This window comes from Pilosibacter sp. NGB245 (assembly GCF_057397225.1).
Genome location: NZ_CM171584.1, coordinates 480,412 through 507,218 on the forward strand (window position 1 = coordinate 480,412; position 26,807 = coordinate 507,218).

Below are 26,807 nucleotides of genomic sequence, written 5' to 3' on the forward strand. Positions count from 1 at the left end.
GTCATATTTTTAATGAAATGTAAGGAAAAAGAGAAGAGTTTTTAGGAAGTTTTCTGTATAATACAAGTACAAACAAAAAACGAAAGATATCTAACGGAGATATCGAAAACAAATAGCCACCGTGGGAACGATGAAAAGGAAACCGGTGGGAAAGTGAAAAAGTATATTCCGGAAACGGAAATATTTAGAAGAGGAGGGTTTCTATGAAGAAGAGATATTTTGCAGGTGCAGCAGTTGCAGCGATGATTTTAACCGCAGGAATGGCGACGACTTCCTTTGCGGACTGGTCACAGCAGAATGGAAAATGGTATTACTACAATGACAACAACGGACGCCTCGTTCGGAATGACTGGGTATGCTCCAAAGATGCATGGTATTATATGGATTATAATGGAGTGATGCAGACAAACAGCCTGATCGATGATACCTATTATGTAAATGAGAATGGTGTCATGATCACAAACACATGGAAGTACATCAACAACAGCCGCTGGAACGAAAGCGGATGGAGATATTTCGGAGCAAACGGAAAGGCGTACACAAACGGCTGGAAACAGATCAATGACGTGTGGTACCACTTTACGGACTCCGTTTTGGATATCGGCTGGGTGGAGATCGATGGTAAGATCTATCATTTAGAAGATTCCGGAGCTATGACGACGGGCTGGAGAAAACTGGCGGACAGAGAGGATGACTGGGGTGAGTACTGGTACTACTTTAATTCCAGTGGAAAGCTGATCTATGATGGTGAACTGAAGATCTCCGGTGAGACCTATATCTTTGACCACAGCGGAAGAATGCTGACTGGCTGGGTAAATGAGTCTGATTACACATCTACAGGACGTGACGACCTCTCCAACAGCGATGTCAATGCCCTTCGCTACTTCCGCAGCGGCGGACAGCAGATGAACGGCTGGAGATATATGGCATCCCCGGATGACGCTGAGGAAAACTGGTACTACTTTAAAGATGGCCGCGCATATTCCACATCCTATAAAACAACGGAGGCCTGCGGATACGGAATAGCGAAGATCAAGGGAGAGACCTACTGCTTCGATAAGAAGGGCCGCATGAAGACAGGTCTTGTGGAGCTGAGTGATGGCAGAAAGTTCTACTTTGATAGTGACGGAAAGATGAAGACCGGACGGATCGTGGTCAATGACGATAACCATGACAACGAAGTATTCTACTTCACAACTTCAGGCAGTATCGGAAAGAGAGGCGACGGATTCACGGGTGTGAAGGACGGAAGTCTCTACGAGAACGGACGCCTTGTGAGTGCGGAAGAAGGAATGAAGTACGAGAAAGTCACCGTTGACGGAAAGACATATGTAGTCAATGAATCCGGTAAGGTAAAGACCAGCGGAACCGTGACAGACGCGGATGGCGTGAAATATAAGATCACGAAGGATCAGAACGGCGGATATCATGTGGAAGTTTCCTGGTAGGAATGAATACAAAAAGCTTGATGAGCTTATGATGTAAAATTTCATAGAACCCCATAAAGAGAGATCCCGGCAGTTTGCTGTCGGGGTCTCTTGCTGTTGTGCGTATTTTGTGAAAGGTGAATGATTTTACCTTCATATAAAAACGAACAAACGTTTGCATATAAAAACGAAATGTGATATACTGGGCGTAACAGGAAATAAGTCCGTAACATACGAGAATATCCGGATTTTCTGACGAAACGTATACTCAGGAAATTCCGTGAGAATGATAAAGCAAAAGCAGACATGGCAAAGAGGAGAGACACAATGCCGAAGCAATATATAAAAATACGAGGTGCCAACGAGCACAACTTAAAAAATATTTCCCTAAATATCCCGAGAAATGAGCTGGTGGTCCTGACCGGACTTTCCGGATCGGGAAAATCTTCCTTGGCGTTCGATACGATCTACGCGGAGGGACAGAGACGCTATATGGAGTCTCTGTCCTCCTATGCGCGTCAGTTCTTAGGCCAGATGGAAAAACCGGATGTTGAGAGCATCGAGGGACTTTCCCCGGCGATCTCCATCGACCAGAAATCCACGAACCGCAACCCGCGTTCCACCGTGGGAACTGTGACGGAGATATACGACTATATGCGTCTTCTGTACGCGAGGATCGGTATCCCCCACTGCCCGAAGTGCGGCAGGGAGATCCGCAAGCAGACCGTGGATCAGATGGTGGACCAGATCATGACACTGCCGGAGCGGACGAAGATCCAGCTTTTAGCGCCAATGGTCCGTGGAAGAAAAGGACGTCATGAGAAGGTTCTGGAACAGGCGAAACGCAGTGGTTACGTCCGTGTGATGATCGATGGAAATCTACATGAGCTGTCAGAAGAGATCACGCTGGAGAAGAACATCAAGCACAATATCGAGATCGTTGTGGATCGTCTCGTTGTGAAGCCGGGGATCGAGAAACGTCTGACGGACTCCATCGAGACTGTGATGAAGCTGTCCGACGGTCTGATGATCGTGGACGTGACGGGCGGCGAGCCGATCAACTTCAGCCAGAGCTTTTCCTGCCCGGACTGTGGGATCAGTATCGAGGAGGTGGAGCCGCGAAGCTTCTCCTTTAATAACCCGTTCGGCGCCTGCCCGGACTGTTTCGGTCTGGGATATAAGATGGAATTTGATGAGGATCTGATGATCCCGGATAAGTCCTTGAGTATCAACGAGGGAGCGATCGTCGTCCTCGGCTGGCAGTCCTGCGCGAAGCCGGGAAGCTTTTCGAGGGCGATTCTGGATGCCCTGGCGGCAGAGTATCACTTTGATCTTGATACTCCGTTTAAAGATTATCCGAAGGAGATCCATGATATCCTGATCTACGGAACCGGTGGAAAGGAAGTAAAGGTCCACTATACAGGACAGCGCGGAACCGGCGTTTACGACGTGGCCTTTGAGGGCCTGATCGAGAACGTAAACCGCCGTTACCGGGAGACGTTCTCCCAGGCCAGCAAGGCAGAGTACGAGAGTTTTATGCGGATCACACCGTGTACCACCTGTCATGGACAGCGCTTAAAGCAGTCTTCTCTGGCAGTGACGGTAGGTGGGCTGAATATTTACGAGGCTACGAATATGTCCATCGTAAAATTCAGGGAGTTTATCGATGATCTGAAGCTATCTGAGATGCAGAAGATGATCGGTGAACAGATTTTAAAGGAAATCCGGGCGAGGATCAGCTTCCTGATCGACGTGGGACTGGATTATCTGTCCTTATCCCGGGCGACGGGTACCCTTTCCGGCGGCGAGGCACAGCGGATCCGTCTGGCGACCCAGATCGGCTCCGGACTTGTGGGGGTTGCCTATATCCTTGATGAGCCGAGTATCGGACTGCACCAGAGAGATAACGATAAGCTGTTGAAAACGCTGGAACATCTTCGGGATCTCGGAAACAGTGTGATCGTCGTGGAACACGATGAGGATACGATGCGGGCGGCGGACTGTATCGTGGATATCGGTCCGGGGGCCGGGGAACACGGCGGAAATGTGGTCGCTGTGGGAACGGCAGCCCAAATCATGAAGTGTAAAGAATCGATCACCGGTGCGTATTTAAGCGGCCGGATCAAAATTCCGGTGCCGAAGGAGAGAAGAAGCCCCACGGGCTGGATCAAAATCCGTGGCGCGAGGGAGAATAACCTGAAAAATATCGATGTGGATGTGCCGCTTGGAATTATGACCTGCGTGACCGGTGTGTCGGGATCGGGAAAGAGCTCCCTGATCAACGAGATCCTCTATAAGGCACTGGCGAAAAAGCTGAACCGCGCCCGGACGATTCCCGGAGACCACGATGGAATCGACGGCGTGGAACAGCTGGACAAGATCATCGCCATCGATCAGTCTCCGATCGGAAGAACTCCGCGATCGAATCCGGCAACCTACACCGGTGTGTTTGACCTGATCCGTGATCTATTCGCGGCGACTACCGACGCGAAGGCGAAGGGATACTCAAAGGGACGGTTCAGCTTCAATGTAAAGGGCGGCCGATGCGAGGCTTGCAGCGGTGACGGAATCATCAAGATCGAAATGCATTTCCTGCCGGACGTCTATGTGCCCTGTGAGGTCTGCGGCGGAAAGCGGTACAACCGTGAGACCCTGGAAGTGAAGTATAAGGGAAAGAGCATTTACGATGTGCTGAATATGACTGTGGAGGAGGCGTTAAAGTTCTTTGAGAATGTGCCGTCTATCGCGAGAAAGATCGCGACATTGAACGATGTGGGACTTTCCTATATCCGTCTTGGACAGCCCTCAACGGAGCTTTCCGGCGGAGAGGCGCAACGGATCAAGCTCGCCACAGAGCTTTCCAGACGCGGAACCGGAAAAACGATCTATATCCTCGATGAGCCGACGACAGGACTCCATTTCGCGGATGTCCATAAGCTGGTGGAGATCTTAAGAAAGCTTTCCGAAGGTGGAAATACGGTGGTTGTGATCGAGCACAATCTGGATGTGATCAAGACCGCGGATTATATTATCGATATGGGACCAGAAGGCGGAGACCGCGGCGGTACCGTGATCGCGAAGGGAACGCCGGAGGAGATCGTGAAGGTTCCGGAGTCCTATACGGGGCAGTATGTCAAGAGGTATCTTGAGAACGGAGATACCGGTTCAGATGAGTAAAGGTTACTTTTCATGGGTAGGAATTTTCTGAACTGAAAATTCCGTATGATACCGTTATGACTGCGGATTTTGCCGATTCGGAATGCGAAGCATCGGCAAAATCCTGTTACCGTGCGCGGGCATGGAGTGCCCGTGTACGGTAACGAGTAAAGAAATGAAAGTTTTGAATCATCACTTGGAATACTTCCGGCGGTATGTTATACTAAAATAATAAGAAAATCATAATTGCCCGACAGTAATTTCTATTACAGTTCAGCCGTACGCTGGTTTGTCTGAACTGAATTTCCTGCTATCGGGTAGTTATGTAAAACAGGGATCACACAGGAGGAATAAGCCCATGCTGTTAGTAAAAAACGCAAAAGTTTACGCACCGGAATATCTCGGAGTGAAGGATATCCTGATCGCCGGAGGAAGGATCGAAAGAATCGCGGATCATCTGCCGGAGTATGAGGGATGTGAAGTAATCGACGGAACCGGAAAGATCGTGACTCCGGGTATTATCGACCGTCATGTCCATGTGACCGGAGGCGGCGGAGAAGGAAGCTTTCACACTCAGGCACCGCAGGTCCAGCTGTCCAGCCTGATCAAGGGTGGTGTTACAACTGTACTTGGACTTTTGGGAACTGACGGAATCAGCAGAAGCGTGGAGAATCTTTTAGCAAAGGTAAAAGCGTTGAAAGAAGAGGGAATTTCCGCTTATGCGATCTGCGGAGCTTATGGTTATCCGAGTACGACTGTGACCGGAAGTGTCAGCAAGGACATTATGTTTATCGATGAGATCCTTGGAGTGAAGCTTGCGATCTCCGATCACCGTGCGCCGAATATCACGACAGAAGAACTGATCCGTCTGGCCAGTGATGTCCGCACCGCAGGAATGCTGAGTGGAAAACCTGGATTTATCTGCCTTCACATGGGCGGAGATAAGAGAGCATTAAAACCGGTATTTGAGGCATTAGAGCGCACCTCGATCCCGCCGAAAACATTTCAGCCGACTCACGTGGGACGCGACGCGAACCTCTTAGAGGATGCGTTTAAGTTCGCGAAGATGGGCGGAACGATCGACCTCACCTGTGGGGAATCTGAAAGCAAGTTCCACTCTGTTGCAGACGCTGTCAAGAAAGCGAAAGAAGAAGGCGTTCCAATGGAGAAGGTGACCATGAGCTCCGATGGACAGGGAAGCTGGTCTAACTATGACGCAGAAGGAAAACTTGTGGAGATCGGTGTTTCCGATGTGGATACGATCTACCGTCAGATCGTCTACATGGCAAAAGAAGAAAATATGGATTTTGAGGAACTTCTGGCTCTCGGAACTAAGAATCCGGCGATGGCTCTGGAATTATATCCGAAAAAGGGTGCTGTGAAGGAAGAAAGTGATGCCGATATCCTGATCATGAATGAAGCTCTCTCTCTTGATACGGTGATCGCTATGGGCGTGCCTATGATGAGAGACGGAAAAATCCTTAAAAAGGGAACGTATGAGAAATAATGTTGCTGCCTGCGCGAGGTGCAAATGTGCCTGATTATGTACAGGAACCTTCATAGTTACTTTTCATGGGTAGGAATTTTCTGAACTGAAAATTCCGCACAATACAGTGGTGGTAGTGGATTTTGCCGATTCGGAATGCGAAGCATCGGCAAAATCCTGTTACAGTGCGCGGGCAAGGAGTGCCCGTGTACTGTAACCCTTCATACTCATTAAAGTACAGGTTTTGAGGGAAAGCACTTGCCAAGTTTCCATGAATCCCTTATAATTAGTTCCAAATAGGAAAATTTATATCTGTCCGGCATTCTAGGACAAATCGATGCGGATTGCCGGGCAGTTATCAAGAAGTACATGCACATATTTCAGGAGGCACCCGATGAATCAGGAAAAAATTATTGTTATCGACTTCGGCGGCCAGTACAATCAGCTGGTTGCCCGTCGTGTCCGTGAATGCCATGTATACTGTGAGATCTACTCCTACCGGACTCCGATCGAACAGATCAAGGCAATGAATCCGAAAGGAATCATCTTAACCGGAGGTCCGAACAGCGTTTATGAGGAAGGTGCTGCTACATGCAGCAAGGAACTGTTTGAGATGGGCGTTCCGGTACTCGGACTCTGCTACGGCGCGCAGCTGATGTCCCACGTTCTCGGCGGACATGTATGCAAGGCACCGGTCCGTGAGTACGGCAAGATCGAAGTGACTGTGGATAAGACAAGCAAGCTTTTCGGAGATGTATCCGAGAAGACGATCTGCTGGATGAGCCACAATGACTACATCGAGAAAGAAGCACCTGGATTCAGAATCGTCGCACATACTCCGGACTGCCCGGTTGCAGCCGCGGAATGTGCGGAAAAGAAATTATATGCGATCCAGTTCCATCCGGAGGTTCTTCATACTCAGGAAGGTACAAAGATGCTCCACAACTTCATCTACGAAGTCTGCGGATGTGCCGGAACATGGAAGATGGATGCATTTGTCGAGAACAGCATCAAGGCGATCCGTGAGAAGGTTGGAAACGGAAAAGTTCTTTGCGCGTTATCCGGTGGAGTTGACTCTTCTGTTGCAGCCGTTATGCTCGCAAAGGCAGTCGGCGACCAGCTCACCTGTGTATTCGTTGATCACGGTCTTCTCCGCAAGAACGAGGGAGACGAGGTCGAGGAAGTATTCGGACCGAACGGCCCGTATGATCTGCACTTTATTCGCGTAAATGCCCAGCAGCGTTTCTACGATAAATTAGCTGGCGTTGAGGAGCCGGAGAGAAAGAGAAAGATCATTGGCGAAGAGTTTATCCGCGTATTCGAGGAAGAGGCAAAGAAGATCGGCGCCGTTGACTTCCTGGTACAGGGAACAATTTATCCGGACGTTGTTGAGAGTGGCCTCGGCGGAGAGTCCGCAGTGATCAAATCCCACCACAATGTCGGAGGACTTCCAGATTATGTTGATTTCAAAGAGATCATTGAGCCGCTCCGCGACCTCTTCAAAGACGAGGTTCGTAAGGCCGGTCTGGAACTCGGAATTCCGGAGAAGCTCGTATACCGTCAGCCGTTCCCGGGCCCGGGACTTGGTATCCGTATTATCGGCGCCGTAACACCGGAGAAAGTAAAGATGGTACAGGAGGCTGACGCGATCTACCGCGAAGAGATCGCAAAGGCAGGAATCGACCGCAATATCGGTCAGTACTTCGCAGCACTGACTAATATGCGCTCCGTAGGCGTTATGGGTGATGAGAGAACTTACGACTACGCGATCGCGCTGAGAGCCGTAAATACGATCGACTTCATGACCGCAGAGGCAGCAGAGATCCCGTGGGATGTCCTCGGAACCGTCGCAAGCCGAATCGTCAACGAAGTGCCGCACGTAAACCGCGTACTGTATGACTGCACGGGGAAACCGCCGGCTACGATTGAGTTTGAATAATTAAAAATTTCTGGAAAGCCTTATAAACAGGGCGTTTTAGAGCAGATAAAGTTCTATTTGATAACAAAATGATAACGCAAGAGATTTTGGCATTATTTATCCGGAATCTTGTGGTTGTCAGGTAATATGTGTGAAACCGACAAAAAAGGTCTTACTGAATTGAGTGAAATCAATTTGGTAAGGCCTTTTTTCGTCGGCTTTTATTTTGCGTTATTTGGATAGTTGTAACGCCACTGGTCATATTCTTCCTGAGTAATCTCGCCGGATTTGAGTTTTTCTGCCTGTTCCTGCCATGCATGGAACATATCAAACATAGAAAGGTAGGTGGTTCCCTTGGACTTGTCCAGCCGGAGACAAAGTTCTCCGTCAATCTCATCAATGTGAAGTCCGTAAAGGTCTTCTAAGGTAAATAAGGTATGCATCAGTCCAACGTAACTGTCAATATCCGGGACAGCCAGAGCATGAGGGGATACTTCAAAAATATCAGCCAGTGCGTTCAGGTATTTTTCCTTTGGACTGCGTGCCCCTTTTTCATACTGTGCAATGCGGACATCAGCCTGTGAATCACTGAATCCCAGCTGTTGCCCCAAATATTTCTGCGTGAAACCACGCAGAAGTCTGAAATGGTGGATTCTTTCGCCTATTGCCATATGCTATATCTCCTGTCTTTTTCTTGATAGGTTGAGTATAGCATATCCAAATGGTAGAGACAAGAAAATCCATACAAAAAAGTATGGGTAAATGTATTGGAAGTACTTGACCCATACAGAATAGTATAGTATAATTCAACCCATACAAAATAGTATAGTAAAAGAAAGGAGAAATTTTCTATGAGTAAAATGTTTATGAATGTGAAAGAGGTCATGGAAGTCCTGGAAGTATCAGAATCCTACGCATACAAGCTGATGAAAAGGCTAAACAGGGAGTTACAGGCGATGGGATGTCAGACCATTGCAGGAAAGGTTGACCGGAAATATTTCTATGAGCAGTTCTATGGAACAAGATCGAATGATGGGAGGAATTAAAAATGGCAATTTATAAGAATGACAATGGCACCTGGTATGTGATGATCCGGTATCAGGACTGGACAGGTGCAAGAAAACAGAAATGCAAACGAGGATTTTCTACAAGAAAAGAAGCTGCGGACTGGGAGTTACAATTCAAATTACAGAAGAAAGCAAGCGTGGATATGACAATGGAAAGCTTTTGCACTATGTATGAAGAAGATATCAGACCTTCTTTGAAGCAGAGTACTTGGCTTACGAAAGAAAATATTATTCAGAAAAAGATTCTTCCGTATCTTGGAAAGCGAAAAGTATCAGAAATTACAGCGAAAGATGTGATGGACTGGCATAATCAGATGAGAAAACTGAAAACGAAGACAGGAAAACCGCTTTCGCCAACGTATCTGAAAACGATACATGGACAGTTAAGCACCATTTTCAATCATGCAGTGAAATATTACGACCTTAGCACTAATCCTGCGAGAAAAGCAGGGGCACTGGGAGAAGAAGAAGGCAAGGAAATGTTGTTCTGGACAAAAGAAGAATATAAGCGGTTTGCAGAAGAAATGATGGACAAACCTCTTTCCTACTATGCTTTTCAACTGCTTTACTGGTGCGGGATTCGTTCCGGTGAGCTGCTTGCTTTAACACCGGCAGATTTTAATTTCAAAAAGAAAACGCTTCGGATCAATAAGTCCTATCAGCGTTTGAAAGGAGAAGATGTAATCAGTACGCCAAAGACAAAGAACAGTGTACGGACAGTCATAATGCCACAGTTTCTGTGTGATGAAATGCAGGACTGTCTAAAAATATATTACAGCTTACAGCCTGACAACCGTATTTTTCCGGTAACAAAATATTATCTGAATCACGAGATGGAAAGAGGCTGCAAAGCGAGTGGGGTAAAGAAAATCAGAGTTCATGATCTCAGGCATAGTCATGTATCCCTGTTGATCAATATGGGGTATACCGCACTAGCAATCGGAAAAAGGGTTGGACATTCAGCAGAAAAGATTACTTATCGGTATGCACATCTATTCCCGTCGGTACAGCAGGACATGGCAGAGCAGCTGGATGCGGAAAATATGGAAGAAGAATTAAATGAAGTGGAAGGAGAACTTGCAAATGTCGGCTAAATGTCTGGATCAGCAGGGACGTTGGAGAAATAAAGTTGTAGCATTTCGGATGTCACCGGAAGAAGATGAACTTCTGGAGACGGCAGTACGGCTATCGGGACTAACCAAACAAGAATATATTATCCGAAGACTGCAGGAAAAAGAAGTTGTGGTTACAGGAAATCCCAGGGTGTATAAAGCTTTGAAGAAGGAACTTGAAAAGGTACTGAGTGAGCTGAAACGTCTGAAAAAGGGAGAAGATGTGCCGGAGGATTTATTGGAAGTGATTCGGCTTATCACAATAACAATGGCTGGAATGAAAGCGGAATAAAAGAGCCTTTAAGTGTCGGAAAACACCTAAAGGCAGGGATTTGGTAGAATACTCTTCCAAAAAACTTCTATGAGTATTCTATCAAAAACCACTCTTTCTTTCAACGGGAAAATAAGGAGGATTTGATGGAAAACAAAAGAACAGAAACAAATAAAACAGTACAGAAAAGGCTGGAACCGGAACTGAAACTCATCAACATGGATGCGGTGGAAGTGGAGCAGATTGAATGGCTGCTTTATCCATTTATTCCCTATGGAAAAGTAACAATTATACAGGGAGATCCGGGAGAAGGAAAGACGACAATGGTGCTTCAGATTATTGCAAAACTGACCAGAGGAGAGACTATTCTTCCAGCTGATTCAACAAAAGATAAAAGGATAGATATTGATAGTGAAAGCGATATGGTAGATGCAGAAAATATTGAAAACAATGCGTCAACACAGCATTTGGAGGCACCAGTAAATGTAATCTACCAGACTGCAGAAGATGGTCTTGGAGATACCATAAAACCAAGATTACTTGCTGCAGGTGCAGACTGTACAAAGGTCATGGTCATCGATGACAGTGAGCAGCCACTGACGATGGCAGATGTCCGGTTGGAAGAAGCAATTGTGCAGACAAAAGCCAGAATGGTTGTGCTTGACCCGATTCAGGGCTTCCTTGGATCAGAGGTGGATATGCACAGGGCTAATGAAATCCGTCCTTTGATGAAACGTATAGCAGTCCTGGCAGAAAAATATCATTGTGCGATTATTCTGATTGGACACATGAACAAGAACAGTAACGGAAAATCTTCTTATCGGGGACTTGGTTCTATTGATTTCCAGGCAGCTGCAAGAAGCGTTTTGATTGTCGGACGAATTAAGGACGAACCGGAAGTAAGAGTTGTGTGCCATACAAAGAGTTCCTTGGCACCGGAAGGCAAAGCTATTGCGTTCCGTCTGGATAAAAACAACGGATTTGAATGGATTGGTGAATATGACATTAGTGCAGATGAATTGCTTAATGGAGAGGGAAAAGGACAGAAAACCCGGAAAGCAAAAGAATTTCTGCTTGAGATACTGGCTGATGGAGGTATGGCACAAAAGAAAATAGAGGAAGAAGCAGAAAAACTGGGAATTAAAAAGAAAACACTGAGAAATGCCAAAATGGAACTGGGAATAGATTCTGTAAAACGTGGAAATCAGTGGTATTGGATGTTGTCAGAGTAGAAAAAGGAAGATGGCAAGATGACCATAACTTAAGAATAGGGCATCTTGCCACCTTGAAAGGAAATCAGATGAAAAATAGAAATGTGCAGATTCCATACGAGTTATTCTTTCAGCTTTTGCAGTATTTTTTGATGGAGAATTACGAGGGCGAAGAAAGAATAAGGAAAGGATTAGAAAAGAAACTGAATGCAATGGTAGATCGGGAGCTATACAGCAAGTACAAAACAGCACCAACAGAGGAAGAAAGAGAAAAGTCCAGGCAGGAATACCTGGAAAGGAAGGGAATACCGGAAAACTTTCGTTGGTAGAGATTCTTGCTGATCACTTTATAACAGGAGCGTGTCACGCACCTGTAAATATCAGACAAGGCGAAAGCATGTAAGGTGCAGCCGGGAGGTTATAGATTACCCGATTATTTATAGGCGAATTACAAGTTGCGAAAGGGAGCCCTGAATCAGGGCCTCCTTACAGCAGGATAATAGAAAGGAGCATAAAGCAATGAGAGAAGGAAGATTAGGTTATAACAGCAGTAATGACAGATATGGTTTATTGTCATCAGATTTATGGATTGATACAGGATTTCATTGTGGGGAATGCCTGGAAGTACTGATTGATGATCAGTGGGTGCAGACCAGAATGGAGATGAATCCGGCAAGGGAATGGTATCTGGTAGGAACACCGTACTGCGGAGATCTGGAATATATCCGGGCGAGAATACAGTAATAGATTAGTTAAGTGAGTAACGCAGAAGCAATCCGACCAGCGGGAGGAATAATGCCCCCGGCAGGGCGCAAGGGTACTTTTGATGGACGGTACGGCTGTCGAAAGTGCTTTTGCGTTACTTTTGACAAAAGTAACAAAACCGCCGTATCCGGCGAAGATTTCTTATAATCGCCATAATTGGCGGAAGTACAAATTATGTGCCATATCTAGCACGCTTTTTAGAAGGAGAGGTGAGGAGCATAATGATGAGAAGAACGATTAGCGGCATGATTGGAACTGGATCGCTGGCTCATAACAGACGGGATTTTATAGCTGAAAATGTAGACCCGGACAGAGTACACCTGAATATCTGTTACCAGAATGAAAACCTGAAAGAAGTATATAAAGAGCTGTTTGATGATTCTGTGGAACGGTACAATGTGGGAAAAAGAAAGGACCGACAGATTACAAATTACTATGAAAAAATCCGTCAGGGAAAGCAGGAAAAGCTGTTCCATGAAGTGATTTTCCAGATTGGAAATCGAGAAGATATGGCTGTGGGAACGACAGAAGGAGACCTGGCGGTAAAAGTACTAGATGAGTATGTAAAGAATTTTCAGCAACGAAATCCAACACTTCATGTATTTAGCTGTTATCTGCACCAGGATGAAGCTACACCGCATCTGCATATTGATTTTGTCCCTTATGTGACTGGCTGGAAAGGGAAAGGAATGGATACTAGGGTTTCTCTGAAGCAGGCATTAAAAAGTCTGGGATTTCAAGGCGGGAACAAACACGATACAGAGTTGAATCAGTGGATCAACCATGAAAAAGAATTGCTTGCAGAGATTGCACGACAGCATGGAATTGAATGGGAGCAGAAAGGGACACATGAGGAGCATCTGGATGTTTATAATTTTAAGAAGAAAGAGCGTAAAAAGGAAGTGCAGGCACTGGAACAGGAGAAAGAATATCTCACTGCTGAGAATGAAGGACTGACTGCACAGATTGCGGAAGCAAGAGCTGATATCCAGCTTTTAAAAGATGATAAGGAGCAGGCAGTTAAGGATAAAGAGGAAGCTGAGAAGCGTGTGGAAAAAGTCGAGAAAGATCTGCACAGCCTGGAAGAACGCAGAGAACGGTTGCAGCCTGTTATGGATAATGTCAGTAAGGAAATAAAGGAATATGGGACAGTGAAAGCAATTCTACCGGAAGCTGGGACATTAGAACGTGCAACAACTTACCGGGATAAAAAGATAAAACCACTGTTTACCCAGATGAAAAATAAAATTGCTGCAATGGCTGCCCAGGTCAAAGAACTTACCAAAGAAGTAGAAAAATGGAAACACAAATATCAGGAAACAAAGCAGGCATATAACCGAGTACAGAGAGAGTTAGATACAGTGCGTCAAGAAAAACAGCAATTGCAGGATGTTTCCAACAGATATGACCGGGTAGTGCGTGTCCTTGGGGAAAATGTCGTAGAGAATGCGGTACAGCAAGATATACAAGAGCAGAAAGCATTAGAAGAAAAACAGCAAATGGAGCAAATGCCCAAAGGAAGTATTCACGAAAGGTTGGCATGGGGTACCCGTAAAAGTGAAATGGAGAATCAACAGAGTAAGAAAAATAAAACAAAAAATAAAGGAATGGAGAGATAAGACGATGAAAAAGCACGTTTATGATGAAAGTAATGGATTAAGCTACACACTGCATGGAGACTATTACCTGCCGGATTTGGCAGTGAATGAGGAAGAACCGACCTATGGTAAATATGGAATGCTGCGGAAGCAATTCCTGAAAGAGCATAGACCGGCACGATACCAGTATTTATTAATGACTGGGGAGTTGATAGCACACTTGAATCGAGTTGATCAGGAGGTCAGAGAGCAGGTAGAAACCTTGGTAGAGCAGATGGGGGAAAGACAGGGTGTGACGGAGAACTTGAAAATACAGGATCAGATGAAATGGATTGGTTTGATGAATAATATCAAAGCCTGTGCAGAAGAAATTGTGCTAAAAGATATGGTGTATGGACAGTAACGGATTAATACTGAGAGTGTTTTTGGTAATTTATAGAAATTTTTGCTTAAAAGATATACACAATATACCCATTATAGAAAAGTTACGGAAATGATTGAGTTTACTGGCTTTTTTTGAATAAAATGAAAAAATGATGAATGATACATTTTAAATAAAAAACACTGGATATTGGTATAGAAACATGCAAATAGCACTATATAATGTATAATGAAAGAAAAATATATAACTCGTATAATTGGTTAATTATTGACTTTTCCATTAGAGAGTAGTAATATAAAATCAATGAACTATACGAGGAGGTAATTACGATGATTAATTACAACGTTGATTCTTATGGAAAAATGCTTGGTAATATTACTGAAAAGACGATTCAGAGTGCTGCATCTTGCATATCTCAGTGTACGGGTTGTATGTGCAATTGTCGTTGCTCTTGCTCTGGTGGTATTATTGCAGATGTAGATTGGGAGGAAATGTAAAATGAGTGCAAATAATGTAGAATACGCTAAGATGTTTGGTACAATTTGTGACGAAGCTGTGGTAATGGCTAGATGTGCTTGTGTAGCATGTAATTCTTGTACATGTGCATGTTCATGCCGTAATATTCCAGATTTAGATGAAATTGACTGGGAATAGTATTCATATATTAAAGGTGTGATACAGCTTTTATAATTAAATTGATTTAGGCGTGTATGACAGTAAATAGTACATTATTATTTGAAAATATGTGGCATGATTGCTGTCGCAAATGTCGAAATGTAAATACGATGGAGGAGATAGAATGGTAAGATTATCACGTTATGCTCATGTTTATGATTTGGGAGATGATGTGGCATTATATCATTCACTCAGAATGAAACCAGTGTATTTGAATAAAAAGGCTTACGAGGACTTGCAGGCATGGCTTGCAGGTCCTTTTTGCAATGATTATGAAGATGCACCGGAAGATATCAGAAATGAAGTGAATGAATTAGTAAAATTTAAAATTTTAAATCATTCAGAGGAAGATGATGAGAAGGTTTTAAAATTTGTAAGAAGTAGGATTCCAGCTCCAGCAGTAAATGTATGTTATATGATTACCAGTGAGCAGTGCAATCTTGCATGCAAATACTGTTTTCTTGGAAACAACGATGCATGCAAGAGGAGTAAATTCTCATTAGAAAATATGTCTGTTGAAACAGCAGATAAGGCTGTTGATTTCTTTATTAAGCAAATTAAGTTGTCTGGTATGGATTTTGAAGAAAATAAACCTGTTATTATTTTCTATGGTGGTGAACCTCTTGTAAATTATGAGGTATTAGTTTATATTGCAGAGAAGATTAATAGTCTTAGAGAAGTTGAAAAATGTGTGAAGAATTTGGAAATGTCTATGGTTTCTAATGGCTTGCTTCTTACTGAAGAAAGAGCACTTAAATTGAAAGAATTAGGAGTTTCTATTGCAATTTCAGTTGACGGATTTACCGAAGAAGCAAATGCGATGCGAGTTGATGTTGCGGGGAAGAATGTATTTAACAAAATTCTCAGGACACTTGATATGTGCAAGAGAATTGGGGTTGAGGTGTCGTTATCTGTTACATTAAGTGAAGAGACAATTAAGGATACAAAAAATATTCTTAAACTTGTCGATAATTATGGAATTAAATCATTCGGATTTAATATTATGATGTCAGATGAAAACTTTGTTCTTCCACAAGAATATAATGAAAAGGCGGCTCAATTTATTATTGATGAGTTTGTTGAACTTAGAAAACGTGGAATATATGAAGACCGTATAATGAGAAAATTAAAGTCTTTCTCAAAAGCACAGATTTACTTTTCCGATTGTGCAGCAACAAGTGGTGGACAAATTGTAATTGCACCTAATGGACAAGTTGGCATTTGCCATGGTTGTTTGCATAATAAGCAGTATTTTGTTTCAAATGTCGACGATGCAAACTTTAATGCATCAAAGCATAAAGATTTTATTGAATGGTCTCAATTGACTCCGATAAATAAGGATGAGTGTCAAGAATGTCCTGCTCTAGGTATTTGTGGCGGTGGGTGTCCTATAAATGCAATGCATTTAAAAAAAGGAAATACTATACATGATTTAGATGAACGCTTCTGTGTTCATTCAAAAATGACTTTGGAGTTTTTGATTAAAGATCTGTATAGAATAATAAAGGAAGGGTGATAGAATGATTGATGACATTGTTATTGAAGGTATAGAAACAAACAACCTGAAAAATATTGATGTTGAAATTGTAAAAAAGGGAATAAATTTGATTATAGGACCTTCTGGCAGTGGCAAATCATCTTTAGCTTATGATACGATTGCGCAAATTGGTCAACATGAGTTTATGGCTATGTTTGCTGATGAAGTAAGTGAACCTTCCTATAAAGTTAAATCATTTTCTAATATGGTGGCTGCAGTTCCAATTAAGCAGTCAAATCATAATAACAATATTAGATCAACAATTGGAACATACTTTGGTCTAAATAGAAGTATCGGATTGATCTATGCAATAATGCTAGATCTTTCCGAGGACTTCTTTGTCCTTAATAAGGAAAGCAATTTATGTGAAAACTGTCATGGACTTGGTTTTGTAAGTAAACTTGATTATAATAAAATTATTGATTTTAATGTTCCGTTGAAAAAAGTGCCTTTTAGGTGTTGGACTAGATATAAAGATTTTTATGCACAGATGATTATTAATTTTTGTGCAGAACATAATATTGATAGCAATCAAAATTTTAGGGAATTAAATGAAGAAGAAAAAAGTTTGATACTTTATGGTGAAAGTGCAGGTAAGTATTCAGTAAGGTATAAAAAAGTTAATTCTTTTTCGAGAAGAACTTCTAAGTATTATGGTGTACTGACTGGAATACCTATGCTACCGAATTGCAGAATTGGAAAAGCGTATTATTCAGAATTTGAATGTGAGTGTTGCCATGGAAAAAAATATGGAAAACAATACGACGAATATAAGATACATGATCTTTCGATAGGCGAATTTATGACTACTGATTTTGCATTTTTAAAAGGTGTTGTAGATCAATTATTTAGAGAAATACAGGATGATAGGCTCGTTTTTACGATTAAAAATTTGAAAGCATTTATAGATAAATCTATTGAACTGAATTTAGGACATTTATGTTTTCACAGGGCGATACCTACATTGTCTGGGGGAGAGTTACAACGATTACGAATGGTTCAAGTATTTACAACTCAGCTCTCAGATTTGATCATTGTTCTTGATGAACCATTAGCTGGCTTATCTGGTGAGGAAAAGAAATCAATTTATGATAATGTTGTATCTCTGGCGGATAAACATACAGTAGTGTTGGTAGATCATGGTGAGACCTTTTATAAAGTAGCCGATAAAATAATTGCTTTGGGTGAAAAGGGCGGTAACGCAGGTGGATATTTAGTTGACGTCAATGCATTTTTAAAAAAACAACGAGATATAAAAAAATACGTTCCAGTTGTTGCAAAAAAACAAATTAGAATATTGTTAAATAGTTCTATATATAAATATAAAGGGGTTGATTTGGCAGTAGCAGAAAATTGTATGAATTTGATTACTGGATATTCAGGTGTTGGTAAATCTACTTTGTTAAGGGAATATTTCCCGCAGTATTTCAATAGTTATTTATATATAAATCAGAAACCGCTTCTCGGAAATAAGAATTCTTGTGTGGCTACTGTGTTAGATTTATCAAATAAAATCTCAGAATTGTACGCAAAGAAGCACAAAAAGGACAAGAAGTTCTTTTCAAACTTGACTGGAAATGATGGTATGTGTCCTGTGTGTTTAGGGGCGGGATATATTGAATATGGTGGTGATTATCATCAGAGTATGCGAGTTGAATGTAGAGAGTGTGAAGGTACAGGCTTTAACAAAAATCTTAAAAAATATAAAATTAAGGGCAAATCAATTTTTGATGTTTGGAAGATGACATTAGATGAGGCAATAGATTTTTTTGAGGATATCGACAAGTCGATTACAAAAGTGTGTATAACTGCGTCTGAAATTATGTTAGGTCATTTACAGATTGGACAAGCAACTGCTACATTGTCTGGAGGAGAAAATATTCGAATAAAAATTATGAAAGCATCAAAATCAACCGCAAAAGTTATTGGTGTTGACGAGCCCTTCAAAGGCTTAAGCAATATAGAAATTGATGCAGTCGCAAACTATTTAAATAGAATAAGAGAAAAAGGCAAGACGCTTATTGTGATTGATCATTCAACAGGTGTAGAAGATTATTTTTCTCAATGGATTCAAATAGAAAATATCGATAATAGATTAATTGGAAAACAGTTTAAGTAATGCAAGTAGATACATTTTAAGTGAATTGGTTAATCTGCGATATATTACCATAATAAAAATATTCGGAATGAGAACACTTTTAAGCTGTAAAAATTTACGTTGAATTTTACAGCTTTTTGTGTATAATAGAAGTAACAGAAACAATTTAAAATCAAAGGAAGGAGCTGAAAGAATATGGCAAATATTTTACCAGTATCTGATTTGAGAAATTATAACGAAGTCCTGAAGAACTGTCACAAAGGAGAACCAGTATATCTGACCAAGAATGGTAGAGGACGTTTCGTAGTCCTGGATATTGAAGACTATGAACGTGACCGGGCAGAGAAAAAGCTTCTGATGAAGCTGCAGGAAGCTGAAGAAGCAGTGAAAGACGGAGAAGGCTGGCTGGATTTGGATGAATTAAAAGCACTTGTGGGGGAATAAGATGTTAAAACTGCGGATCAATCCGATTGTTGCAAAGGATTTGAAGAACATCCGGGATTACATTGCTGAGGATAATGAAGAATATGCGGCAAAGACGATAAAAGAGATTTATGGTAAATTTGAAAATCTTCAGATGTTTCCTGGAATGGGGGCGGATCTCTCCAAACGGGTCAGCTTTCGGACAGATTATAAATATGCGATATGGGAAGATTATGTTATTATCTACAAGGTCGGTAACGAATATGTAGAGATTTATCGTGTAGTTAACCGATATCAGGATATCACGAGAATCTTTGATTGATAACAGAGATGTGATAACAAATTGATAACACCATTCAGTACAGTCTGTGGACTTTGGACAGTGGAACACATATAAAACCAGATAGAACCATAATCCCTATACAAAAGTGTATAGTGATAAGATTTTATTTGCGAGTTTGAATAATTTTCAAAAGCTCGCAAAGCCTAGTAAAATGGGCATTTGCGAGCTTGTTTTTTGCCTTGTGGTACTATTTTGGTACTAAAGTGAGCTGTGCAGGAATAGAAAATTGATGGCTTGGAATGCTTGCATTCCACAGACAGCAGATTTCTATTCCTATAGGGCGAACGCCCTACATCGAGATGAATCGAAGCGGAATCGAGATGGTGCACATCGGATGGCATTATGTTTCACGCATGAGGCCATGTTATTTTCTACTCAAAATATTCATTTGGAGAAATCTCTCCGTTATTTAATTTCGTTTTCATTTCACACCATTCCGAAAGGAAATCATTTACCAATCAATATTCAAAAGTTAATGCAACAGGTGCACCTGTACAGTCATAATCATCTTCGTTATAAGTTGGTCTGACTGTTTCAGATGGTTTTGCCGGAGTCATTGCAGTTAAGTGAATCAAATTGCCAGGAGCAGTGTACTCAGGAAATCTTGTACCTTTTCCTCTTGCTGGAAGTGAAGCTGCACTTTCTTCAAGCCAGAAAAGAGTTTCAATGATATCCTCTGCAGCACCAAGGCTGTAATCAGAAATAGCTTTGTAATTGCAGTGCATCGGCGAGCTTCAAAATCATATCTTCGCCGGGAATACGTGCACCAGTTTCGTATTGTGATATACGGACTGACATATTTTTTCCTTCAAAGCCAAGTGCACCGCCTAGATCATCCATTGTCATTTTACGGAATACCTGTATTTTCTTTATTCTTTCACCTATTGTCATAGTGTAGTTACCTCCATTTTGTGATCCTGTATGGGCTGTTGAACACCAAGTTATCTGACATGTCAGATAAAGTAGTTGTCACCATTCCAGAAAAAGTTTTATGCAAAGCTATACAGATTAAGGATTGTAGAGCAGAAGCGTTTTGTGGTTGGTGGAGCAAAGTATACAGAGAAAGCTCGAGCCGGAAACGGAATATTGAGAACGAGGAGCAGTATCATGAGTATCAGATATGGCATGTGGGAGTGCAGGAAGAACTGGACGAATTGAAGCAGGAGAAACGGAATATTAAGAAGCAAATACAGCTTGCTGATGGAATTGTGAAAGAAGATTTGTATACGGCTTATTATGCAGTGTCGGAGAAAGAAGAAATCGTTGCAGACAGGGATGTTGAGATATCGGGGATGGAAGATGAGGCAGTGTCAGAGAAAGATGTGGCTGTTGAGCCGGAGACGAATGTTGTGGTAATAAATCCAGACAATAATCAGAATGAAATAGGCAGACAGAAAGAGCAAGCTGATAGTGCGAGAAAACAACAGACTGATTTAGAGGGAATAGGAATACCAGAGATTCTTAATTTGTCTGATGTGAATATGACAAGAATGGACGAAAGTATAATTAATGTGACAAGTAAAAGTGAATTGGTGAACATGAAGAAAAAGAGCCTGTGGACGAAGTTGGCTGGATTGTCAGGAGAATATCAGAGCTTGGTGGTTTTGAGAATGTCAGTGATTCTGTTAAGGCAGATGTATTCGGATTTGATATTGCTGATGTGAGTGGAAGCATAAGGATGTTTTCAGATGTGATGAAAAGGTTGGGGATAAAACTGGATGGAGATGAACTTTATGAGGAATTTCAGAGGATTTATGATGAAAGTGTTGGTAGAGATGTTGATAAAGGAAAGATGGAAGATAAGATGAGGAATAGGGACAGAGGAAGATGATTCCTCTGCATATCCACGATTCACTTTACGCACCCGAAATATATATTGCAAACTAGGAAACAATCGCAAGAAGTTGCGATTGTTATTGATGATGTAGTGATTCTGTGATATCATATAAAAATATGGTACATGAAAACGGAGGTCAAAATGAAAGTATTGGTAACGAATTGTAGTCCTGTAAGAAATGGAGCAAGCGAAGGAACAGGGCGTATTACAGATTGCGTTGGAAGCGACGGATATGGGACGACCTTTGTATGAAAGACATGGATTTGTGAAAATGGAAGATGAAATGGAGCTGATCAAATGACAAGAGTTTATTTCGTACGTCACGCACAACCGGAGCATGATTGGGAAGAAGACAGAACAAGACCTTTGACGGAAGAAGGGAAGAAAGATTCAGTAGTTGTGTTAGAATTTTTGAGTAACAAGAAAAAAGATGCGTTTTATTGTAGTCCATATAAACGTAGTATGGATACTATTGCAGAGGCAGCAGATTTTTTTACAAAAGAGATTATAACAGATGAGAGATTGAGGGAGCGAGAAAAAGGTCCTGATGGAAACAACTACGGAATGTTTCAGAAACGCTGGGCTGACCATGATTATCATGAAGATGGTGGAGAATCCATTGCTATGGTTTAAAATCGTAATATAGAGGCGTTGAACGAGATTTTAGCAGATAATACAGATAAAGAGAGTGTTATAGGAACCCATGGTACTGCCCTTAGTACGATATTGAATTCTTATGACAATAGTTTCGGGTGCGAAGAATTTCTGCGAATTATAGATTGGATGCCATATATTATCGAACTGGATTTTGAAGGCGATAAGTTGGTTGGCAAACATGAACATTGCTATGTGGAGAAGGAATTCAAGGGCAATCAGCGTGCGGATAAGAAGTAGTGAGGAATAGATGAATACACGATATTATATGGTCATTATCAAGGGTGAAATAAAGACATCCGAAATAATGTCATGTGGTTATAATAGAAATACCCAAAAATGGGATGTAAAATTCAATAATGGAAAAACATACTCGTATGCATATTTGAATGTGGAAAAGTTGACTGATCCGGAGGTTTTGAATCCTAACATGTATCGGATTAGCAGAGAAGGACGAGAGTTCTTTGATGTTAATGCAATATATGTATTTAGAAGCGGAAGTGAGTCTTATTGGCACATTTGTTTTGGCGATGGTAGTGAAAGAGATTATCGTCGGAACGACTTGCATATTATAGAGTCATGTCTTGCCCAGAGTCAGTCATCAAATGTATTTGAATATATAAAGCAAATTGCAGGTTTGAGTAATCTTAAGAATGAAGAGACTGGTGAAAAATTATTGTCTAAGAAGTTTGCCAAGATTTCTTTTGTGGGTAGTGATGTAGCTTTAGCAAAGTATTTGAATCCATCGTCATTGCAAGGAAAAAGAACAGGACGCGAATACATTCCAATTTTCCCATTTGGATGCAATAACAGTCAGTATAAGGCTGTAAAAAATGCCATGGAGAATCAGATTAGTGTTATACAGGGACCTCCAGGAACGGGGAAGACACAAACGATATTGAATATTATTGCCAATATATTAATGCAAGGGAAAACGGTACAGATAGTATCCAATAATAATTCGGCAACGGAAAACGTATATGAAAAATTATCTTCTCCAAAATACAATTTGGGTTTTATTGCTGCGACATTAGGAAGTTCTAAAAATAAGAAATTATTTGTTGAGCATCAGGATGCCGCTTATCCCGATTTTTCGTCGTGGAAAACGGGAGAAGATCAAAGTGTTTTGCAGAAGGAAATAGCAGAGCAATCCAGTCAGTTAAAAAGTGTTTTTGATAAGCAGGAAAAACTGGCGTGTTTAAGGCAGGAACTTTCACAGTTGGTTACTGAACAGGAATATTTCAATCAATATGTTAAAGAATCAGATGTTCATACAGATAGTATTAAGTTCAAGAAAAAACTATCTTCAAAGCAATGGATGGTATTGTGGCAGGAGTGCCAGTTGATTTCAGAAGAGAAAACGGCAATAGGATTTTGGTTTAAGATAAAAGCCTTATTTAAATATAGAGTAACCGATTGGAGCATTTATAAGCAGGATATTTCAAAGATAATTACAACCTTTCAAGCAATGTATTATCGTGCGAAGCAGGCGGAGTTGTCTGGGAAAATTGCAGATATTGAAAAGTATTTAAATAGTGTTAATAAGAATTTGCTTGAGGATTTATGCGATCAGTCAATGGTTGTCCTAAAAGACAAACTGGCAAGGAAATATGAAGGTAATAGTAGTAGGAAAACTTTTAGTGAAGATAATTTGTGGAAGGAACCATACGATGTATTGGCTGAGTATCCGGTTATATTAAGTACAACATTTTCATCAAGAAACAGCCTGAATTCAGATGTGGTGTATGATTACCTTATCATGGATGAGGCATCACAGGTAGATATTGCAACTGGTGCGTTGGCATTGTCCTGTGCAAGGAATGTTGTTATTGTAGGGGATACCAAGCAACTTCCCAATGTTGTTACAGGTGATATAAAAGCCAAAGCAAAAGTTATATTTGACAGCTTTAATGTGAGTGAAGGATATCAGTATACAAACAGTTTTCTGCAATCCATTTTGGATGTTATGCCAAATGTAACACAAACATTGTTGCGGGAACATTATAGGTGTCACCCCAAAATAATCAATTTCTGTAACCAGAAATTCTATCGTGGTGAATTGATTATTATGACAACGGATAAGGGTGAAGAGGATGTTTTATCGGTAGTAAAAACGGTAGTGGGAAATCATGAGCGTAACCATTATAGCCAGCGCCAGATAGATGTTATTAAAAATGAGATTATACCAAAATATGTTTCAAATCCGGAAGAAACCGGAATTATTGCACCGTACAAAAATCAGGTAGAAGCTTTAAGCAAGGAGATTACAGATATTGATGCTGCTACAGTGCATAAGTTCCAGGGCAAGGAGAAAGAGAATATTATTATATCTACCGTGGATGATGAAATATCTGATTTTGCAGATGATCCATATTTAATCAATGTTGCTGTATCAAGAGCCAAAAAGAAATTGATGTTGGTTGTAACTGGAAATGAGCAATCAAAAGAGCGCAATATAACAGATTTGATTGATTATATTCAATATAATAATTTTGAAGTTACTGAAAGCAAGATTTATTCGATTTTTGATTACCTTTACAAGCAGTATACTGAGGAAAGAAGGGCATACTTGCAGAAGCACAAAAAAGTATCAGAATATGATTCGGAAAATCTGATGTATTCATTGATAGAGGACATTATCTCCGCTAACAAGTATTCAAGCTTGGATGTTGTTTGTCATTTTCCGTTGAATATGTTGATTAAGAATCCAGAACTATTAAATGAGCAGGAATGTCAGTATGCAATGAATCCAGCAACACATTTAGATTTTCTGGTTTATAACAGAATTGGTAAAAAGCCTGTGTTGGCGATCGAGGTTGACGGATATGAATACCATAAAGAGGATACTGTTCAGGCTTCAAGAGATTTGTTGAAAAATCATATTATGGAGTTGTATGAAATTCCATTACTGAGATTTATGACTAATGGTAGTGGCGAGAAAGAAAAGATTATAGAGATGCTGGATAAGTCGGTTGGGTAACGAAAGGAAAGCTGCGTATGGAGATTATAAGAAGGGACGAGTTACAGGAACTTTTAGATGTTGTCAGGATGAAACCATATGGCAAAATCTTGATAACAGGTGCGGCAGGAAGTGGTAAAACTTTTTTGTTAAATATAATTGGAAAGATATTAGAGGAACAAGGAAGAAAAATCTGGTATGAAACGATGGTTTTTTCACAGATGGGAAATAAAATATGGAAACATTCATCTGATTTTACAGATGTTGTTTGTTTAGTGGATGGTTTGGACGAAATATATAGATATAAACAACAAATGGTAGAGAACATTAAAAATGCTAGAGGGTGTTATATATGCACTGCTAGAGAAAATAAGTTTGATATAAATTTTGATTATGAAATAAGGTTAAAGCCATTAACAGATAAACAGATATTATTGTTTATTAGTGATTATCTTGGTGCCCGTATCTCGAGTGACAGTATTGTAGAAGGTATTTTTAAAGAACTTGATAAGCAAAATTTAACGCCTAGAACGATAGCTGAAAAGCTTCATACAAAACTAAAGGGCGAGGGGCTTAACGAATATTTTCTTGATTTTGAAAAGGATATACATCAAATATATACATATAAAGGTGGTGTATCTCTACAACATCCAGAGATAGTTGTTCCAGAACGAAAAATTATTAGAGTACCAGACGAAATAAAAAATGATATAAAGGTAGTAACGCATTCGCTTGTGGATAAAGTTGCATTAAGACCAGAAATACTTCAAGAAATTACTCCTAGACAGTTTGAGGAACTGGTTTGTGAATTGTTTGAAAGAAAAGGATATAATGTGCAACTTACGAAACAGACAAGAGATGGTGGTAAGGATTTGATTGTTCTTAATAATTCAGTGTTAGGCGATTTGGTGATTTATGCTGAATGTAAAAAGAAAGCGCCTAGGCATCCTGTGAATGTTGGACTTGTTAGACAACTATATGGAACTGTTGAAGCGGACAGGGTTACAGCAGGAATAATGGTAACTAACTCATATTTCTTAAAGGATGCTCGTAGATTTCAACAGACGATAAAAAGTAGAATGAATTTAATAGACTATTCAGAGTTAATGAAACAGATAATGGATTGCAGATAGGAAATTGATAATTATTGAAGGTGAATGGAGACATTGTTATGGCAGTATCATACAATAAATTATGGAAATTATTAATAGATAAAAAAATGAGTAAATCGGATTTGCGTAAAAAGGCAGAAATTGCCCCTAACACGATGACAAAGCTTCGACGTGATGAAGAGGTAAGCCTTACAATTCTTAGTAAAATTTGTAAAACTTTACATGCAGACTTTGGGGATATTGTGGAGTATGTGCCGGATGCAGAAATATGGGATTTGTATAATGAGAACCGAGAGCTTCTGGGAAAAGACCATATCAGAGGAGAACAGTTACCGATAGACGGCTACCATTTGGTGGTGCATGTCTGGATTCGTAATTCCAAGGGCGAGTACCTTATCTCGCAGCGTTCTGCAAACAGACCAACACATCCTTTGATGTGGGAATGTGTGGATGGTTCTGTAGTAAAAGGAGAGGACAGTCTGCAAGGAGCGCTTAGAGAAGCCAAAGAAGAGATTGGAATAGATTTATTGCCAGAAAAAGGTCAAGTTGTTTTGTCAGACATTAAGAAAATCGAGTTTGGAAAAGTGGCTAATAAAATTGTTGATGTTTGGCTGTTTGATTACGATGGAGAGGTTGATTTAGGAAATGCCACAACAGATGAAGTGGCGCAGGTTGCATGGATGAATCGGGAGCAAATTAAGGAATTGTTTGAGCATAATATGTTTGTGGATACATTGGAATACTTCTTTACGGAAGTGGACAAGCAGTGATTTGGA

At 41.0% G+C, this 26,807-nt stretch carries 28 protein-coding genes and 1 pseudogene; 26 read left to right on the forward strand and 3 right to left on the reverse strand.

The features are described 5' to 3' along the window. Positions 1 to 203: 203 nt before the first annotated feature. From ACXMYH_RS02040 to guaA, 4 genes are all read left to right on the forward strand, one after another. Positions 204 to 1,448 (forward strand): PspC-like choline-binding domain-containing protein, encoded by a 1,245-nt coding sequence (locus tag ACXMYH_RS02040; protein WP_118530167.1) that lies wholly within the window; start codon positions 204 to 206, stop codon positions 1,446 to 1,448. 306 nt (positions 1,449 to 1,754) lie between these two features. After that, positions 1,755 to 4,604 (forward strand): excinuclease ABC subunit UvrA, encoded by a 2,850-nt coding sequence (uvrA, locus tag ACXMYH_RS02045; protein WP_486555426.1) that lies wholly within the window; start codon positions 1,755 to 1,757, stop codon positions 4,602 to 4,604. 337 nt (positions 4,605 to 4,941) lie between these two features. After that, a complete protein-coding gene (gene iadA / locus ACXMYH_RS02050; RefSeq protein ID WP_486555427.1) occupies positions 4,942 to 6,090 on the forward strand; it encodes a beta-aspartyl-peptidase in 1,149 nt (382 codons plus the stop codon). 373 nt (positions 6,091 to 6,463) lie between these two features. Then, on the forward strand, positions 6,464 to 8,008 hold the full coding sequence (gene guaA, locus ACXMYH_RS02055) for a glutamine-hydrolyzing GMP synthase (protein WP_118530161.1): 1,545 nt from the start codon (positions 6,464 to 6,466) through the stop codon (positions 8,006 to 8,008). A 200-nt stretch (positions 8,009 to 8,208) separates the two neighbouring features. Here the strand turns inward: guaA and ACXMYH_RS02060 are convergent, their stop codons facing one another. Beyond that, complete coding sequence (locus ACXMYH_RS02060; protein WP_486555428.1) at positions 8,209 to 8,658, reverse strand: helix-turn-helix domain-containing protein; 450 nt, start codon at positions 8,656 to 8,658, stop codon at positions 8,209 to 8,211. A gap of 180 nt (positions 8,659 to 8,838) precedes the next feature. Here ACXMYH_RS02060 and ACXMYH_RS02065 point away from each other — a divergent pair, with 180 nt between their 5' ends. The 14 genes from ACXMYH_RS02065 (at position 8,839) to ACXMYH_RS02130 (ending at position 19,448) form a co-directional block, all read left to right on the forward strand. Continuing rightward, positions 8,839 to 9,033, forward strand: coding sequence for a hypothetical protein (locus ACXMYH_RS02065; RefSeq protein WP_005611072.1), 195 nt, complete (start codon positions 8,839 to 8,841; stop codon positions 9,031 to 9,033). Between the two features lie 2 nt (positions 9,034 to 9,035). Then, entirely contained in the window at positions 9,036 to 10,148 is a 1,113-nt protein-coding gene (locus ACXMYH_RS02070) for a site-specific integrase (protein ID WP_486555429.1), read from the forward strand. After that, positions 10,138 to 10,458, forward strand: a complete 321-nt coding sequence (locus ACXMYH_RS02075) for a plasmid mobilization protein (protein WP_072522729.1) — start codon at positions 10,138 to 10,140, stop codon at positions 10,456 to 10,458. The genes ACXMYH_RS02070 and ACXMYH_RS02075 overlap by 11 nt, the downstream gene beginning before the upstream one ends. 125 nt (positions 10,459 to 10,583) lie before the next feature. Next, a complete protein-coding gene (locus ACXMYH_RS02080) occupies positions 10,584 to 11,669 on the forward strand; it encodes an AAA family ATPase (protein WP_270623378.1) in 1,086 nt (361 codons plus the stop codon). Beyond that, positions 11,651 to 11,977 carry a complexin-2 gene (locus ACXMYH_RS02085; protein ID WP_486555430.1) on the forward strand — a complete coding sequence of 109 codons (327 nt, stop codon included), beginning with the start codon at positions 11,651 to 11,653 and terminating at the stop codon, positions 11,975 to 11,977. Before ACXMYH_RS02080 ends, ACXMYH_RS02085 begins: the two co-directional genes overlap by 19 nt. Before the next feature lie 190 nt (positions 11,978 to 12,167). Next, a complete protein-coding gene (locus ACXMYH_RS02090; protein ID WP_072446749.1) occupies positions 12,168 to 12,392 on the forward strand; it encodes a DUF5348 domain-containing protein in 225 nt (74 codons plus the stop codon). Between the two features lie 242 nt (positions 12,393 to 12,634). Next, on the forward strand, positions 12,635 to 14,032 hold the full coding sequence (locus ACXMYH_RS02095) for a plasmid recombination protein (protein ID WP_486555431.1): 1,398 nt from the start codon (positions 12,635 to 12,637) through the stop codon (positions 14,030 to 14,032). 4 nt (positions 14,033 to 14,036) lie between these two features. Continuing rightward, positions 14,037 to 14,414 carry a TnpV protein gene (locus ACXMYH_RS02100; RefSeq protein ID WP_486555432.1) on the forward strand — a complete coding sequence of 126 codons (378 nt, stop codon included), beginning with the start codon at positions 14,037 to 14,039 and terminating at the stop codon, positions 14,412 to 14,414. Between the two features lie 308 nt (positions 14,415 to 14,722). Beyond that, entirely contained in the window at positions 14,723 to 14,890 is a 168-nt protein-coding gene (locus ACXMYH_RS02105) for a FibroRumin family radical SAM-modified Cys-rich RiPP (protein ID WP_373218924.1), read from the forward strand. A 31-nt stretch (positions 14,891 to 14,921) separates the two neighbouring features. Then, positions 14,922 to 15,047 carry a FibroRumin family radical SAM-modified Cys-rich RiPP gene (locus ACXMYH_RS02110; RefSeq protein ID WP_486555846.1) on the forward strand — a complete coding sequence of 42 codons (126 nt, stop codon included), beginning with the start codon at positions 14,922 to 14,924 and terminating at the stop codon, positions 15,045 to 15,047. A gap of 145 nt (positions 15,048 to 15,192) precedes the next feature. Beyond that, entirely contained in the window at positions 15,193 to 16,584 is a 1,392-nt protein-coding gene (locus ACXMYH_RS02115) for a FibroRumin system radical SAM peptide maturase (protein WP_486555433.1), read from the forward strand. Positions 16,585 to 16,588: 4 nt separating this feature from the next. Then, a complete protein-coding gene (locus ACXMYH_RS02120; RefSeq protein WP_486555434.1) occupies positions 16,589 to 18,724 on the forward strand; it encodes an ATP-binding cassette domain-containing protein in 2,136 nt (711 codons plus the stop codon). Positions 18,725 to 18,898: 174 nt separating this feature from the next. Next, complete coding sequence (locus ACXMYH_RS02125; protein WP_486555435.1) at positions 18,899 to 19,147, forward strand: type II toxin-antitoxin system prevent-host-death family antitoxin; 249 nt, start codon at positions 18,899 to 18,901, stop codon at positions 19,145 to 19,147. Between the two features lies 1 nt (position 19,148). Next, on the forward strand, positions 19,149 to 19,448 hold the full coding sequence (locus ACXMYH_RS02130) for a type II toxin-antitoxin system RelE/ParE family toxin (RefSeq protein WP_117824677.1): 300 nt from the start codon (positions 19,149 to 19,151) through the stop codon (positions 19,446 to 19,448). A 479-nt stretch (positions 19,449 to 19,927) separates the two neighbouring features. On the opposite strand, the gene ACXMYH_RS02135 is transcribed toward ACXMYH_RS02130, so the two are convergent. Together ACXMYH_RS02135 and ACXMYH_RS02140 are read right to left on the reverse strand one after the other, a co-directional pair. Next, positions 19,928 to 20,194 (reverse strand): hypothetical protein, encoded by a 267-nt coding sequence (locus ACXMYH_RS02135; protein ID WP_329751771.1) that lies wholly within the window; start codon positions 20,192 to 20,194, stop codon positions 19,928 to 19,930. Beyond that, positions 20,166 to 20,360, reverse strand: a complete 195-nt coding sequence (locus ACXMYH_RS02140) for a helix-turn-helix domain-containing protein (protein ID WP_486555436.1) — start codon at positions 20,358 to 20,360, stop codon at positions 20,166 to 20,168. Before ACXMYH_RS02140 ends, ACXMYH_RS02135 begins: the two co-directional genes overlap by 29 nt. A gap of 59 nt (positions 20,361 to 20,419) precedes the next feature. On the opposite strand from ACXMYH_RS02140, the gene ACXMYH_RS02145 reads away from it, so the two are divergent. The 8 genes and pseudogenes from ACXMYH_RS02145 to ACXMYH_RS02180 all read left to right on the forward strand — a co-directional run bounded on the left by ACXMYH_RS02145 (position 20,420) and on the right by ACXMYH_RS02180 (position 26,801). Then, positions 20,420 to 21,133, forward strand: coding sequence for a hypothetical protein (locus ACXMYH_RS02145; RefSeq protein WP_486555437.1), 714 nt, complete (start codon positions 20,420 to 20,422; stop codon positions 21,131 to 21,133). 14 nt (positions 21,134 to 21,147) lie between these two features. Continuing rightward, positions 21,148 to 21,300: a hypothetical protein gene (locus ACXMYH_RS02150; protein WP_015552546.1), complete on the forward strand. Its 153-nt coding sequence runs from the start codon at positions 21,148 to 21,150 to the stop codon at positions 21,298 to 21,300. A 303-nt stretch (positions 21,301 to 21,603) separates the two neighbouring features. Further along, complete coding sequence (locus ACXMYH_RS02155; RefSeq protein ID WP_337495046.1) at positions 21,604 to 21,939, forward strand: histidine phosphatase family protein; 336 nt, start codon at positions 21,604 to 21,606, stop codon at positions 21,937 to 21,939. A gap of 18 nt (positions 21,940 to 21,957) precedes the next feature. Continuing rightward, the gene (locus tag ACXMYH_RS02160) at positions 21,958 to 22,200 is read left to right on the forward strand and encodes a hypothetical protein (protein ID WP_243121999.1); all 243 of its coding nucleotides are present in this window, start codon (positions 21,958 to 21,960) and stop codon (positions 22,198 to 22,200) included. Between the two features lie 10 nt (positions 22,201 to 22,210). Further along, entirely contained in the window at positions 22,211 to 24,940 is a 2,730-nt protein-coding gene (locus ACXMYH_RS02165) for an AAA domain-containing protein (RefSeq protein ID WP_329751776.1), read from the forward strand. A 17-nt stretch (positions 24,941 to 24,957) separates the two neighbouring features. Next, entirely contained in the window at positions 24,958 to 26,052 is a 1,095-nt protein-coding gene (locus tag ACXMYH_RS02170; protein WP_486555438.1) for a restriction endonuclease, read from the forward strand. A 38-nt stretch (positions 26,053 to 26,090) separates the two neighbouring features. Continuing rightward, a pseudogene (locus ACXMYH_RS02175) lies at positions 26,091 to 26,291 on the forward strand (helix-turn-helix domain-containing protein); the annotation flags it as partial. Beyond that, positions 26,283 to 26,801 (forward strand): NUDIX hydrolase, encoded by a 519-nt coding sequence (locus ACXMYH_RS02180; RefSeq protein ID WP_486463569.1) that lies wholly within the window; start codon positions 26,283 to 26,285, stop codon positions 26,799 to 26,801. The pseudogene ACXMYH_RS02175 and the gene ACXMYH_RS02180, both read left to right, overlap by 9 nt. Positions 26,802 to 26,807 lie beyond the last annotated feature (6 nt).